Genomic DNA, 14654 nt, shown 5'->3' on the forward strand with positions numbered 1-14654 from the left:
CCCACCCTCCAAGGGTGAACCTCCCGGCCCGTGACGTGCAACCGCAGATGATCAGTCGACGGCGGCGGCCGGCTCGCTGTCGTAGCGTCCGTCCAGCTTGGCCACCAGGCCGGTGACCTGCCGCGCGATGTCCGGAGCGGTCAGACCGATCTCGGCCATGACCTCCTTGCGCGTGGCGTGGTCCAGGAAGCGCTGCGGAATCCCGAAGTCACGCAGCGGTACGTCGACGCCCGCGTCCCGCAGTGCCTGCGCGACGGCCGAGCCCACGCCACCGGCGCGGCTGTTGTCCTCGACGGTGACGACCACGCGGTGGCGGTCGGCGAGCGGGGCCAGGGCCTCGTCCACCGGCTTGACCCAACGGGGGTCGACCACGGTCGTGGAGATGCCCTGCTTGTCGAGCAGGTCGGCGATCTCCAGGCACATCGGGGCGAGTGCGCCGACCGAGACGAGCAGTACGTCCGGCCGGGTGACCTCGTCGGCCGGACGGCGCAGCACGTCCATGCCGCCGATCCTGCCGACGGCCGGGACCGCCGGGCCGACGACGCCCTTGGAGAAGCGCACGACCGTCGGCGCGTCCTTCACCAGGACGGCCTCGTTCAGCTGGGCGCGCAGCTGCTCGGCGTCGCGCGGGGCGGCCAGGCGCAGGCCCGGGACCACCTGGAGGATGGACATGTCCCACATGCCGTTGTGGGAGGCGCCGTCGGTACCGGTGACACCGGCGCGGTCCAGGACGAAGGTGACCCCGCACTTGTGCAGGGCCACGTCCATGAGGACCTGGTCGAAGGCGCGGTTGAGGAAGGTCGCGTACACCGCGAAGACCGGGTGGGCGCCGCCGGAGGCCAGGCCCGCCGCCGAGGTGGCGCCGTGCTGCTCGGCGATGCCGACGTCGAAGATCCGGTCCGGGTAGGCGTCGGCGAACTTCTTCAGGCCGACGGGCTGGAGCATGGCCGCCGTGATGGCGACGATGTCCTTGCGCTCCCTGCCGAGCTTGACCATCTCGTCGGCGAAGACGGAGGTCCAGCTGGCGGCGTCGGTGGAGACGGGCAGGCCGGTGTCCGGGTGGATCACGCCGACCGCGTGGAAGCGGTCCGCCTCGTCCTGGACGGCCGGCTCGTAGCCGCGGCCCTTCTGGGTGAGGCAGTGCACGATGACCGGGCCGCTGAAGCGCTTGGCGCGCTGGAGGGCCGATTCCAGGGCCTCGATGTCGTGGCCGTCGATGGGCCCGATGTACTTCAGGCCCAGGTCCTCGAACATGCCCTGCGGGGCGATGAAGTCCTTGAGGCCCTTCTTGGCGCCGTGCAGGGTCTCGTAGAGGGGCTTCCCGACGACCGGGGTGCGCTCCAGGAGGTCCTTGCCGCGGGCCAGGAAGCGCTCGTAGCCGTCCGTGGTGCGCAGGGTGGCCAGGTGGTTCGCGAGGCCGCCGATGGTGGGGCCGTACGAGCGCTCGTTGTCGTTGACGACGATCACCAGCGGGCGGTCCTTGGCGGCCGCGATGTTGTTCAGCGCCTCCCAGGCCATGCCGCCGGTGAGGGCTCCGTCGCCGATGACCGCCGCGACGTGGTGGTCCTCCTTGCCGAGCACCTCGTTGGCCTTCGCGAAACCGTCGGCCCAGCCCAGCACGGTGGACGCGTGCGAGTTCTCGATCACGTCGTGCTCGGACTCGGCGCGCGAGGGGTAGCCCGACAGGCCGCCCTTCGTGCGCAGGCCCGCGAAGTTCTGGCGGCCGGTGAGGAGCTTGTGCACGTAGGCCTGGTGGCCGGTGTCGAAGAGGACCTTGTCCTTCGGCGAGTCGAAGACCCTGTGCAGAGCGATCGTCAGCTCGACGACACCGAGGTTGGGGCCGAGGTGCCCGCCGGTCTTGGAGACGGCGTCGACGAGGAAGGTCCTGATCTCTGCGGCGAGCTGCTCCAGCTCCTCCTGGCTGAGCCGGTCCAGATCGCGCGGTCCCTTGATGCGGGTCAGCAGCACCCGTGCCTCCTTGCAGTCGCTTGCTGGTCTGCCGAGTCTAATCTTCGCCGCTTGGGCGTCGGTAAAGCGCGGTCCCGGTCAGGTCACACCTTTGTCATACCTGTACACATCAGTACGGAGTCACACCCCCCAAAAGGGGGAATACCCGTACATTCGCACGTACACGCCTACGCACGGGTGCCCGGCACCACAGGAAGTGGCACCGGGCACTGTGACGGTTCTTACCGCCGCGTCACGCTCCGCGCACGCCGGTCAGGCGCGCCCGGCCGTCTTCTGCGTCTTGCGGGTGACCGAGTCGATCACCACGGTGGCGAGGAGGACCGCGCCGGTGATCATGTACTGGATCGGCGTCGCGATTCCCTCCAGGGCCAGACCGTACTGGATGGAGGTGATGACCATGACGCCGAGGAGGGCGTTCCAGGTCCGGCCGCGGCCGCCGAAGAGGCTGGTGCCGCCGATGACGGCCGCCGCGATCACGTTCATCAGCAGGTCGCCGGCGCCGGCGCTCTGGTTCGCCGCCGCAATCTTGGAGGCCCAGAAGAGGCCGCCGATCGCCGCGAAGGTGCCGGCGATCGCGAAGACCGTGATCCGGACCCGGTTGACGTTGATGCCGGCGCGCCGGGAGGCCTCGACGCTGCCGCCGAGGGCGAAGACCTGGCGGCCGAAGGTGGTGCGCCGCAGGACGAAGTCCGTGGCGACCAGGGCCAGCACGAAGAGCACGATCGCCAGCGGCAGGCCCTTGTACTGGTTGAACACCATGGCCGGACCGAAGGTGAACACCGCGAGGAGGCCGGTGCGCAGCAGGATCTCGCCGAGCGGGCGGGAGGGCACCCCGGCGGCCTCGCGGCGCCGTGCGTCGAAGAAGGTGGCGAGGAAGTACCCCACCACGGCGACGGCGGCGAGCCCGTAGCCGACGGCCACGTCCGAGAAGAAGTACGTGGTCAGCTGCCCGACCACACCCTCGGAGTCGAGGTTGATCGTGCCGTTGCTGCCCAGGATCTGCAGCATGGCGCCGGACCAGAAGAGCAGGCCCGAAAGGGTGACGGCGAAGGCCGGGGCGCCGATCTTGGCGAAGAAGAAGCCGTGGAGGGAGCCGATCAGGGCACCTCCGGCGATCGCCGCGAGGATGGCCAGCCATTCGTTGACGCCGTTGGTGACCGAGAGGACGGCCACGATCGCGCCCGAGACGCCGCTGACCGAGCCGACCGAGAGGTCGATCTCGCCGAGCAGCAGGACGAAGATGATGCCGACCGCCATCATGCCGGTGGCCGTCATCGTGATCGCGATGTTGGTGAGGTTCTCGGCGCCGAGGAAGTTGGAGTTCAGCCCCTGGAAGATGCTCCAGATGATGATCAGGCCGAGGACGACGGGCACGGAGCCCAGATCGCCGGCCTTCAGCTTGCGGCCGAACTCGTTCACGTACCCGGCGAAGCCCTGCTCGCGTACGAGCAGGCGGGGGTCCACGGCCGGAATGGCGTCGTGGGCGGCCGCCGGATTGACGGGGTCTATGTGCTGGGTGCTCACTTGCGGGCCTCCCCGGTGCGGGCCGCCCGGCGGGTCACGGCGTTGTCCGTGGCCCCGGTGATGGCGGAGATGATCTCTTCCTGCGACGTGTCCTTCACGGAGAAGACGCCGTTGTTGCGGCCCAGCCGCAGGACGGCCACCTTGTCGGCCACGGCCTTCACGTCGGCCATGTTGTGGCTGATGAGGATGACGGCGTGACCGCGCTCGCGCAGCCGCTCGACCAGGTCGAGCACCTGTGCGGTCTGCTCGACGCCGAGGGCGGCGGTGGGCTCGTCGAGGATCACGAGCTGGGGCTCGCCCAGCATGGAGCGGGCGATCGCCACGGTCTGGCGCTGACCGCCGGAGAGCGAGGCGATGGGGATGCGGACACTGGGGATCCGGATCGACAGGGTGGTCAGGAGCTCGCGCGCGCGCCGCTCCATCTCCACCTCGTCGAGGATGCCGCGGCGCTTGAGCTCGCGTCCCAGGAAGAGGTTGCCGACGACGTCGATGTTGTCGCACAGCGCGAGGTCCTGGTAGACCGTCGCGATGCCCAGGTTCTGAGCGTCGTGGGGCTTGGTGATCGAGACCGGACGGCCCTCCCACTCGATGACTCCGTCATCGATGGGGTGCACGCCGGCGATCGTCTTGACCAGCGTGGACTTACCGGCGCCGTTGTCGCCGACGAGGGCGACCACCTCGCCGGAGTGGATCTCGAGTTCTACGTCGGTGAGGGCCTGAACGGCACCGAACCGCTTCGAGACCCCTCGCAACGCCAGTACGGGCGCAGCGGACACATGAACCATCTCCTTGCCGCCTGACCGGCGGGGATGTCGTACAAAAAGAGCAGGACCACGGGGGAAAGCGAGAGAAACGTTTCTGTTCTGTCCGGCGCCCCGCCGGTGGCGGGATGGAGGCGGGAGCGCCGGACAGGCACGGGGGGCCGGCTCGGGTGACCGAGCGGCGGGGGCCTTACTTCAGGCCGGCGGCGGCGCAGGCGGCCGCGTACTTGTCGGTGCAGATCTCGTCGACCGTGTAGACGTTGTCGCGGATGACGGTGTCCTTCACGTTCGCCTTGGTCAGCGAGACGACCGGGATCAGCAGGGACGGAACGCCCTTGGTGGTGGGGCTGTCGACCTTGGCGGTGGCGGTGGTCGCGATCGGCTCGCCCTTGGCGAGGGCGACGGCCATCTTCGCGGCGGCCTCGGCCTCGGGGGCGTACGGCTTGTAGACGCTCATGAACTGCTCGCCCGCGACGATCCGCTGCACACCGGCGAGTTCGGCGTCCTGGCCCGTGACGGGGGGCAGGGGGGACACGCCGGCCGCCTTGAGGGCGGTGATGATGCCGCCGGCCATGCCGTCGTTGGCGGAGTAGACGCCGATGACCTTGTCCTTGCCGAGCGCCGAGAGGGCGGCCGCCATGTTGGTGTTGGCGTTCTCCGGCTTCCACTCGACGGTGTCGTACTCCTTGCCGACGTTCACGTTGCCGTCGAGGACGGAGTGCGCGCCCTTCTTGAACAGCGCGGCGTTCGGGTCGGTGACGGAGCCGTTCATCATGACGATCTGGCCGTCCTTGGCCTTGGCGCCCAGGGCCTCCAGGAGCGCCTTGCCCTGGACCTTGCCGACCTCTTCGTTGTCGAAGGAGGTGTAGGCGTCGATCGGGCCCTCGGCGAGGCGGTCGTAGGCCACGACCGGGATGCCGGCCTCCTTGGCCTTCTTGACCGAGCCGGCGATGGCCTTGGAGTCCACCGCGTCGATGATCAGGACGTTCACCTTGTTGGTGATCATCGTGTCGACCTGCGAGTTCTGCGTGGTCGCGTCCTGCTTGGCGTTGGCGTAGACGATCTCGCCCTTGCCCGCGGTCAGGTCCTTGACCGCCTTCTCGATGAGCGGCTTGTCGAACTTCTCGTAACGCGCGGTCTGGTTCTCCGGCAGGAGCAGCCCGACCTTGATCGCGCCGCCCTTGACCGCGCCGGTGGCGTTGTCCTTCTTGTCCCCGGACTCCTTCGCGCTGCCACAAGCGGCGAGCGAAACGGCCATGGTTCCGGCGGCAACGGCGACGGCAACTCTGCGCATACGCGTGTTCATTACTTGAACCTCCCTGACGAGGCCGCAGCACTGCGGCCGAGGTGGATGTGAGTCAACCCCGGCCGCGAGTTTGTCGTCAAGGAGTGAATGCTTAACGAGATGACAACGACGCCATTCGTTATCTAGCTGAAGACAAGACGGCGGGAGCTCGCACTCCACTTCCATTTTCCGCCAAAAGCGTCGAATCGCCCATCTCACTCAGTACGAGGGCCAGCGCACCCAGTACTTCGGCGCGCCCGCCCAGCGACCCCGTGAGCACCGACAACTGTCGGGCGGCACTGGGAATCGCGTACCTCCCCACGGATTCACGGATGGGGGCCAGCACCAGTTCACCCGCGTCCGCGAGCGAGCCGCCCAGGACCACCCGGCTCGGGTTCAGGAGGTTGCACAGACTGGCCACGCCGCTGCCGATGTGACGGCCCACGTCCGTGATGACCCGACGGCAGCCGGGGTCCCCGTCGCGGGCCAGCTCCACCACCCGCTCCATCGTCAACTCCGGTCCGTGGCTGCCCTGCAGGAGCGGCAGCACGTACCGGGCGGCGGCGAAGGTCTCCAGGCAGCCGCGGTTGCCGCAGCGGCAGACCGGACCCGATTCGTCCAGCGTGATGTGCCCGATCTCGCCCGCGGTGCCGCCGGGTCCGCGGTAGATCTGGCCGTTGATGACCAGCCCCGCGCCGACGCCGCTGGCGACCTTGATGTAGGCCAGGTCCTTCACTCCCCGGCCGCTCCCCCAAACGAGTTCACCGAGGGCTCCGAGGTTCGCGTCGTTGTCCACGTAGACCGGTACTCCCAGGCGCTGCGAGAGCTCGCGCCGCGGGTTGATCCCGGCCCAGCCCGGCAGGATCGCGGTGGACCCGAGGGTCCCGGACTCCACGTCGATGGGGCCCGGCACGCCGAGCCCGACTCCGATGATCTTGTCGCGGCCGATCCCGATGCCCTCGACGAGCCGTCCCACCAGGGATTCCGCCCGGTCGAAGCCGTCGACCCAGGAGGCGTCCACGTCCAGCGGCTCGGACTCCTCGGCCAGCACCTGGTGCGCCAGGTTCCCCACCGCCACCCGCAGGTGGGTGTGGCCGAAGTCGACGCCGATCACGATGCCGGCGTCCCCGCTGAGCGAGACGCTGCGCGCCCGCCTGCCACCGGCGGAGGTGTCCGTGACCTCGACGGTCCCGGCCTCCTTGAGCTCCCGCACGATATTGGAGACCGTGGCCGCCGACAGTCCGGTGCTCCGGGCGATCTCCGCCTGGGTCAGCGAACCGGCGAGCCGTACCGCCCGTACGACGCGCTCCAGATTGGCGCGATGCAGTGAGGACTGCGATCCGGGAGTCTGCACGACTCATTCACTCCTGCCCATAAGCAACGGCAAGCCGTCGCCCCCCGGCCGGGGCCGTCAGCGGCTGCGTGCTCCGACTGACCCGAGACCCCGGCGTCTCTCCAACTTGTGAACCTTAAGTCGAGCCTTTGCGCCTCGCGACGTCAAGAGGCCGCCGCAGCACGAATCGGCCACTACCGGTCATAAGTATGAGAGAAACCTCCATCCTGATCGTGCTACGGTCGCCGTGGCGCTTGTCTCCGTGGCCTTCGACCGGCTTTCACGACCCGACAGGGCGCCCTTCGCAATGACGGTGCTACGCAAGGAGGTGTTCGGGATGAGTCCCGATCGAAGTCCTTGCAGCGCTCTCTTCGGCTGAGCTCTCTGAGCGGCCGGTCTCTCTTCGAGTGTGCACGCCCGCGGCCCCGCGCCGCCTCCGTGCGTTTCTGCATTCACCTTCGTAACCCCTTCCGCACGCCCTGACGCTTCCGTCCGGCGCGCGTCATCCATGCCCACCGGCGTACCTCGTGGCCGTACGTGCCACCGTGCGCCGACCCATGATCACTCCACGTGACCGCGCGGCTCCGCGCTGCCCGGACACCGTGGAGGGAGGTATTCGTCATGACCATGCTCACCCCCCGTACCCCCACGAAGCTCGCACCCCCGGGCCGGGCCCGCCGCGAGCGCAAGGCGGCCGAGCTGGAGGCCCGTACCCGGGTCGTCGGCGAGCGGCTCGCCGGGATCAGCGCCCGCTCGGGCGTCCAGGTCCTGCAGGAGGTGGACGCTTCCCGCAACGGCCTCACCCACGCCGAGGCCGCACTGCGCCTGGAGCGCCACGGCTCCAACGTCATCGCCCAGGAGCGTGCACCGCGCTGGTACGTCCAGCTGGCGAAGGCGTACGCGAACCCCTTCATCGCCGTCCTGGTCTTCCTGGCCGCCGTCATGTACTGGCAGGACCCCGGCGACCCGGGCGTCGTCATCCTCTCGGTGATGGTCGGGATCAGCGGCCTGCTGCGCTTCTGGCAGGAGTACCGCTCGGGCCGGGCGGCCGACGCGCTCAAGCAGCTCGTCACCACCACCTGCGCGGTGCAGCGCCGGGCCGGCAGCGGCTCCGGACCCACCACCTTCGAGATCCCGATGGACCAGGTGGTCCCGGGCGACATGGTCAAGCTGGGCGCCGGCGACCTGATCCCGGCCGACCTGCGGCTCATCACCGCCAAGGACCTGATGGTCGGCCAGGCCGCCCTGTCCGGGGAGTCCCTGCCGGTCGCCAAGGCCGACACCCGCACGGACGACCTCGGCCAGAGCGGGACCACCGACCCCGTCGAGGCCGACAACCTCTGCCTGATGGGCACGTCGGTGACCTCCGGCACCGCCACCGGACTGGTCGTCGCCACGGGATCCGACACCTACTTCGGCTCGATGGCCGGCTCCCTGGTCGGCGAGCGCCCGGAGACCAACTTCGACACCGGGGTGCGCAAGGTCAGCTTCCTGCTGATCCGCTTCATGCTGGTGATGGTCCCCGTCGTCTTCATGATCAACGGCTTCACCAAGGGCGACTGGGAGGCCGCCTTCCTCCTCGGCATCGCCGTGGCGGTCGGTCTGACCCCCGAGATGCTGCCGATGGTCGTCTCCGCCAACCTGGCGCGCGGCGCGGTGGCCATGTCCAAGCGCAAGGTGGTCGTCAAGCGGCTCAACGCCATCCAGAACCTGGGCGCGATGGACGTGCTCTGCACCGACAAGACCGGCACTCTCACCGAGGACCGGATCGTCCTGGACCGCTACCTCGACGTGCACGGCGACGAGGACAACGAGGTCCTGGAGTACGGCTACCTCAACGCGCACTTCCAGACGGGCCTGAAGAACCTGATGGACCAGGCGGTCATCGACCGCGTGGGCGAGGCCGAGGAGGTTGTCGTCGATGCTCGCTTCTCGATGGTCGACGAGATCCCCTTCGACTTCGCCCGGCGCCGGATGTCCGTGGTCCTGAACCGCAACAGCATCGTGGGCGGCTCCGGCCGGCCCGAACACGTCATGATCACCAAGGGTGCCGTCGAGGAAGTCCTCGCCCTGTGCACCCACATGACGGACCGCGGGCAGAAGGTGGAGCTGACCGAACAGCTCCGGTGGCACGTCACCCGCATCGCCGAGGACAACAACCGGCAGGGCCTGCGCGTCCTGGCCGTCGCCACCCGCACGATGGACACGCCGCGCGACACCTACACGGTGGCCGACGAGGACCGGCTGACCCTGGTCGGCTTCCTCGCCTTCCTCGACCCGCCGAAGGCCGACGCCGCCCGGGCCCTGCAGGGCCTGGCCGACAAGGGCATCGCGGTCAAGGTGGTCACCGGCGACAACGAGCTCGTCGCCGCCCGGGTCTGCGCCGACGTCGGCCTCACGGTCGGCCACGTGGTGGGCGGCACCGAGATCGACGCCCTCGACGACGCGGAACTGCGCGCGCTGGCCGCCCGTACGACGGTCTTCGCCAAGGTCAACCCGGTCCAGAAGGCCCGGATCGTACGGGCCCTGCAGGCCGACGGCCACACGGTCGGCTTCCTCGGCGACGGCATCAACGACGCGGCCGCGCTGCGCGACGCGGACGTCGGCATCTCGGTGGACACCGCGGTGGACATCGCCAAGGAGTCCGCCGACATCATCCTGCTGGAGAAGGACCTGACCGTCCTGGAGCAGGGCGTGATCCAGGGCCGGACCACCTTCGGCAACACGATCAAGTACATCAAGATGACGGCCAGTTCCAACTTCGGCAACGTCTTCTCGGTACTGGTGGCGAGCGCCTTCATCCCGTTCCAGCCGATGCTGGCGATCATGCTGCTGGTGCAGAACCTGGTCTACGACATCGCCCAGCTGGCCACCCCGTGGGACCGCATGGACGAGGAGTACCTGCGCAAGCCGCGCAACTGGGACGCCAAGGGCATCGGCCGCTTCATGCTCTGCATCGGCCCGATCAGCTCGATCTTCGACATCGCGATGTTCGTCATCATGTGGAACGTGTTCGCCGCCAACACCGAGGCGCACGCGGCGCTCTTCCAGTCCGGCTGGTTCATCGAGGGCCTGCTCTCGCAGACCCTGGTCGTCCACATGATCCGTACCCGCAAGATCCCCTTCATCCAGTCGCGGGCGTCCTGGCCGGTGATGGTGATGACCGTCCTCGCGGTGCTGACCGGGCTCTTCCTGCCCTTCTCGCCGCTGGCCGCCTCGCTGGGCTTCGTACCCCTGCCGGCGAGCTACTTCCCGTGGCTGATCGGCGTCCTGCTGGCGTACTGCACGCTCACGCAGCTGCTGAAGACCGTGTACATCCGCAAGTTCGGCACCTGGCTCTAAAGGCCCGCACGAAGGGAAGAAGGGAGAAGGCCGATGATGCTCACCGAATGGGAGATGGCCGGGCACCTGGTCACTGCGCTCGGATTCGGGGCGGCCATCGGCCTGGAACGGCAGTGGCGGGCCCGGATGGCGGGCCTGCGGACCAACGCCCTGGTGGCGGGCGGGGCCGCGCTCTTCGTCCTGCTCTCGCAGTACGGGTTCATGAGCGAGGTCTCGGAGGTCCAGTACGACGGCTCGCGGGTCGCCGCCCAGATCGTCTCGGGGATCGGCTTCCTGGGCGCCGGCGTGATCATGCGCGACGGGCTGAGCGTCCGGGGCCTGAACACGGCCGCCACCCTGTGGTGTTCGGCGGCCGTGGGCTGCCTCGCGGGCACCGGCATGTTCGTCCTGGCGGCCTGCGGCACGGTGGGCGTGGTGGGGGCGAACCTCCTGCTGCGCCCGCTGGGCCGGCGGATGGACCGCGAGCCGGGGGGCGGGGCCGAGGTGGCCACCGACTTCCACTTCGAGGCCGTGTGCCTGGAGGCGGAGGAGGCCCACATCCGCCACCGGCTGGTCGACGCGCTGGGCCGGCCGGGCTACCAGCTGCGCTCGATCCGCAGCCAGGACGGCCCGGAGGCCGGCCTGGTGACGGTGTCCGCACTGCTGACCGCCGAGGGCGAGGGGGGCCGGATGCTCGAGGAAGCCGTCAGCAACCTCTCTCTCGACCCCTCCGTCTCGGCGGTCAGCTGGTCGGTGCTTCCCGACCCCTCCGCCACCGCTACTTGAGCGTGGCGGACGTCAGACCGGCCTGGATCTGCCGCTGGAAGGACAGGTAGACCACCAGCATCGGGATCATCGCGATGGTCACACCGGCGAACAGCACCGGCAGGTCCGTCTCGTAGCCCATCTGGTACTGCAGCTGGATCAGGCCCTGGGTGAGCATGTAGCGCTCGGGGTCCGATCCGGTCTGCGGCTGCATCAGCACGGAGGGCAGGATGTACTGGTTCCACTGGCCCAGGACATTGAATATCCCGACGCTGATCAGGCCGGGCTTGGCCATCGGCAGCATCACCTGGAAGAAGATCCGGGTGTGGGAGGCCCCGTCGATCACCGCCGCCTCGTGCACGGCCGTCGGCAGCGTCCGGAAGAACGAGTGCATGAAGAAGACGGTGAACGGCATCGAGTACGCCACGTACACCAGGATCAGGCCCTGGTACGAGTTGAGCATGTCCAGCCGCTTCACCATGAAGAACAGCGGGACGAGCGCCAGGAAGACCGGGAACATGGCCCCGCTGACGAAGAAGTAGTAGATCGGCCGGTTGCCCCAGAAGGGGTAGCGGGCCAGGACGTACGCCGCCATCGAGCCGAGCAGCATCGTCAGCGGGACCGAGAACACCATCACGATCAGCGTGTTGGCGAAATAGTCACCGATGCCCTTGTCCCAGGCCCGCCCGAAGGCGTCGAAGTGCCAGTTGCTCGGCCAGCTCAGGGCCGAACTGCCGATCTGCACGTCGGTCTTGAAGGAGCCGAGCACCAGCCAGATCAGCGGCAGGACGATCAGTATCCCCCACACGGCGAGGAAGCCGTGCGAGAAGACGTTGAGCACCATGCCGTCGGAACCGCTCTTGCTCTTTCCGCGGGGCTGCCCGGTGGCGGCGGAGCGCTTCTCGGCCGCCGCCTCGCCCGGTGCTTTGATCACAGTGGTCATCGTGGTCTCCCGCTAGAACTCGACGTGCTCGCGGCGAGTGGCCCGCAGCGTGATGGCGGAGAGGATCAGGGTCAGGGCGAGCATGACGACCCCCATGGCGCAGGCGTAGCCGGCCTGGCCGAAGTAGAGGAAGTTGCGCATCAGCACCGTCGCCATGACCTCGCTGTGGTGGTCCGGTCCGCCGCCGAACTGGCCCGAGGTCATGGTCGACACGAGGACGAACATGTCCATCGCGGCGATGCCCAGATAGACCGCGGAGGTCTGCACAGAATCCCACAGCAGGGGCAGCGTGACCTTGAAGAAGGTCTGGGCGCGCCCCGCGCCGTCGAGCAGTGCGGCTTCGTAGATGTCCTTGGGGACCGACTGCATGGCCGCCGAGAACAGGACGAGGTAGAAACCGACCCCGTGCCAGACGACGACGAGCAGCAGGCACCAGAGGACGAAGTTGGGCTCGTTGAGCCATTCGATGGGGTGCGCCGGGTCGACCAGGCCCAGTTTGGTGAGGAAACCGTTCAGCAGGCCCCCCTCGTCACTGCGGTACACGGCTCCGAAGAGCACCGCGAGGATGGCGAGGGAGAGCACCTGCGGGAAGAAGTAGATCACCTTGTAGAGGGCGGAGCCCGCCACACCCTGGACCCCGCCGGCTCCGCTGCGCCCGCCGGCGTTCAGCATGAAGGCGAAGAACAGGGCGATGAGGATGGTGATCGCCGGGACGAACACCAAGAGCAACAGGTTGTGCAGCAGCGCGCCGCCGAAGACCTCGTCCTTCATCAAGGCCGAGTAGTTGTCCAGCCCGACGAAGTCGAAAGTCGGTGACTGACCCGTCCAGTTGGTGAAGGAATAGCCGAACGTCTGAATGTACGGCCAGATGACAAAGGTCAGGTACAGCGCAAGGGGCAGGATGAGGAAGCCGGCGATGAAGCCGCCCCGCCCCTTGCTGTTCGCTACGTGGCTCATGGTGTCCGTCCCTGGTGTTTCCGGATGCCCGGTGGACGCGGTGTCAGCTGCGCTTGTTGTTCTTGGCGTTCGGGTCCTCGGTCGCCTTGTTTACCGCAGCCTGGGCCCGCTTGATCCATTCCTTGGGCTGGATGCGCTTGGCCATCAGCTCATTGGACGCGTTCTCGAGCTCGGTGCCCATCGCGCTGTACCAGTCGGAGTAGCGGTAGTTGAACGTGTTGTCACCGGCCGACTTGAGGGCGGCGACGGCCGACTGCGTGCCCGAGCGGAGCTTGACCGACGGGTCCACGCCGTCCTTGAGGACGGTGAGGGAGTTGGCCTGCTGGGCGAAGAGGGTCGACCACTCGCGGGACAGCATCGAGCGGAGGAACTCCAGGCCGCCGGCCTTGTTGGCGGCCTTCTCCGGGACGATGAAGGGCTCGCCGGCGCCGGCGCGGATGGCCTCGAACGGCAGCTTGGAGTCGGGCAGCACCGGCATCGGCAGGAACTGCATGTCGAAGTCTTCCGGGGTCTGCTTGAGCTGCTCGTTCTCCAGCCAGGAGCCGGAGGTGATGAAGGCGGCCTTGTACTGGTTCCACTGGGTCTGGGACTCGGTGTGCGTCAGGCCGTTGGTGCCCGGCATGAGCAGGTCCTTCTCGACCAGCTCGTAGACCGCCTCGACGGCCTCGAGCGCGACCGGGTTGTCCGCGAAGGCGTTCGGCTCGAGGTTGTCGATCGCCTTCATGGCATCCAGGCCGCCCTTCTTGGCGATCAGGTCCATGATGGCGACGTTGATGTAGTACGGGTACTTGCCCTGGTGCGCCAGACCGCCGATGCCGGCCGCCTTGGCCTTCTGACAGATGTCCATGAACTCGGCCCAGGTCTTCGGAGCGGTCCAGCCCTTCTCCTTGAAGAGCTTGCCCGAGTACCACAGACCCCACACGGTGTAGACGTACTGCAGGGCGACGAACTTGCCGCCGATCATGCCGCCTTCGATGGTCCCGGGCATCAGCGTGTCCCGGACCTTCTTGCTCGGGTCGTCGAGCGACGGGGCGTCGAGCACCACGGTGAGGTCCGCGAGCTGGTTGCCCTTGGCGAGCACGTCCAGCTTGATCTGCTGCGCGCCGGAGTCGTCGACGACGTCCGGCGGGTTGCCGCCGTTGAAGCGCGGCTGCAGCTTCGAGGTGATCTCCTGCGTGGCGAGGTGCGAGGAAGTGGTGCCCCACTTCTTGTCGAACGCCGCCTCCCAGGCCTTGGCGTAGTCGTCGCCGTAGCCGCCCTTGAAGACGACCACGTCGAGCTTGCCGCCCTTGGCGACGCCGAACGGGTTCTCCTTGGTGACGGCCACCTTGGACTCGTTGCCCTTGGTCGTCTCGTCCGAGCCGGAGGCGCAGGCGGACAGGAAGCTCATCGTCGGTACCGCGATGAGGCCGAGTGCCGCGGAGCGCTTGATCAGGTCCCGGCGGCCGAAGCCCTCACCGTTGCTGTGCTCGCCGTGGGCGGAGGTGGATCCCATGCTCAAGTCCTCGCCTTCGTCAGGAGTGTGAAGGAGGAAGGAAAGTGCGACTGCTGCCGCCCAGCGGACATCACCGCAGGTCCCCGCCGTCCCCCCGTCCGGTGCCGCTCGTTTCGCGGTGACCCGGACGGGCACAGGTATAGTCCACTTCCGCTCCTGTGAGCAAGATCATGTACCGGTATGGGCCCCGGCTTTTCCGAGTTGAGACCTCACCGTCACCTGAGCTGGACCGTCGGAGCCGCCCGCAGAAACGGAAGGGCCGTACCTCCTTAACGGAAGTACGGCCCTTTGGTGCCGATTTG

10 protein-coding genes are annotated in these 14654 nt (G+C 68.1%); 2 read left to right on the forward strand and 8 right to left on the reverse strand.

Features of this window, described 5'->3' with window-relative positions; translation table 11 throughout:
- Nucleotides 1–51: 51 nt before the first annotated feature.
- The 5 genes from dxs to ACE1OC_RS10150 form a co-directional block, all read right to left on the reverse strand.
- On the reverse strand, nucleotides 52–1968 hold the full coding sequence (gene dxs, locus ACE1OC_RS10130) for a 1-deoxy-D-xylulose-5-phosphate synthase (protein WP_407836744.1): 1917 nt from the start codon (nucleotides 1966–1968) through the stop codon (nucleotides 52–54).
- Nucleotides 1969–2220: 252 nt separating this feature from the next.
- Entirely contained in the window at nucleotides 2221–3492 is a 1272-nt protein-coding gene (locus ACE1OC_RS10135) for a sugar ABC transporter permease (protein WP_407836745.1), read from the reverse strand.
- Entirely contained in the window at nucleotides 3489–4277 is a 789-nt protein-coding gene (locus ACE1OC_RS10140) for an ATP-binding cassette domain-containing protein (RefSeq protein WP_112447331.1), read from the reverse strand. Before ACE1OC_RS10140 ends, ACE1OC_RS10135 begins: the two co-directional genes overlap by 4 nt.
- 166 nt (nucleotides 4278–4443) lie before the next feature.
- Nucleotides 4444–5559, reverse strand: coding sequence for a substrate-binding domain-containing protein (locus ACE1OC_RS10145; RefSeq protein WP_407836746.1), 1116 nt, complete (start codon nucleotides 5557–5559; stop codon nucleotides 4444–4446).
- A 118-nt stretch (nucleotides 5560–5677) separates the two neighbouring features.
- The gene (locus ACE1OC_RS10150) at nucleotides 5678–6892 is read right to left on the reverse strand and encodes an ROK family transcriptional regulator (protein WP_382973896.1); all 1215 of its coding nucleotides are present in this window, start codon (nucleotides 6890–6892) and stop codon (nucleotides 5678–5680) included.
- Nucleotides 6893–7492: 600 nt separating this feature from the next.
- Between ACE1OC_RS10150 and mgtA the strand changes: the two genes are divergently transcribed.
- Together mgtA and ACE1OC_RS10160 are read left to right on the forward strand one after the other, a co-directional pair.
- Nucleotides 7493–10213: a magnesium-translocating P-type ATPase gene (gene mgtA, locus ACE1OC_RS10155; protein WP_407836747.1), complete on the forward strand. Its 2721-nt coding sequence runs from the start codon at nucleotides 7493–7495 to the stop codon at nucleotides 10211–10213.
- Between the two features lie 33 nt (nucleotides 10214–10246).
- Entirely contained in the window at nucleotides 10247–10978 is a 732-nt protein-coding gene (locus tag ACE1OC_RS10160) for an MgtC/SapB family protein (RefSeq protein WP_407836748.1), read from the forward strand.
- On the opposite strand, the gene ACE1OC_RS10165 is transcribed toward ACE1OC_RS10160, so the two are convergent.
- Genes ACE1OC_RS10165 through ngcE form a run of 3 tightly spaced genes read right to left on the reverse strand, consistent with a single transcriptional unit; the run spans nucleotide 10971 to nucleotide 14352 of the window.
- Nucleotides 10971–11900 (reverse strand): carbohydrate ABC transporter permease, encoded by a 930-nt coding sequence (locus ACE1OC_RS10165; protein WP_375950674.1) that lies wholly within the window; start codon nucleotides 11898–11900, stop codon nucleotides 10971–10973. The genes ACE1OC_RS10160 and ACE1OC_RS10165 overlap by 8 nt on opposite strands.
- Nucleotides 11901–11912: 12 nt before the next feature.
- On the reverse strand, nucleotides 11913–12857 hold the full coding sequence (locus tag ACE1OC_RS10170) for a carbohydrate ABC transporter permease (protein ID WP_407836749.1): 945 nt from the start codon (nucleotides 12855–12857) through the stop codon (nucleotides 11913–11915).
- Between the two features lie 43 nt (nucleotides 12858–12900).
- The gene (gene ngcE, locus ACE1OC_RS10175) at nucleotides 12901–14352 is read right to left on the reverse strand and encodes an N-acetylglucosamine/diacetylchitobiose ABC transporter substrate-binding protein (protein ID WP_250742062.1); all 1452 of its coding nucleotides are present in this window, start codon (nucleotides 14350–14352) and stop codon (nucleotides 12901–12903) included.
- Between the last annotated feature and the right edge of the window lie 302 nt (nucleotides 14353–14654).

This window comes from Streptomyces stoeckheimensis (assembly GCF_045822005.1).
Lineage (GTDB): Bacteria > Actinomycetota > Actinomycetes > Streptomycetales > Streptomycetaceae > Streptomyces > Streptomyces stoeckheimensis.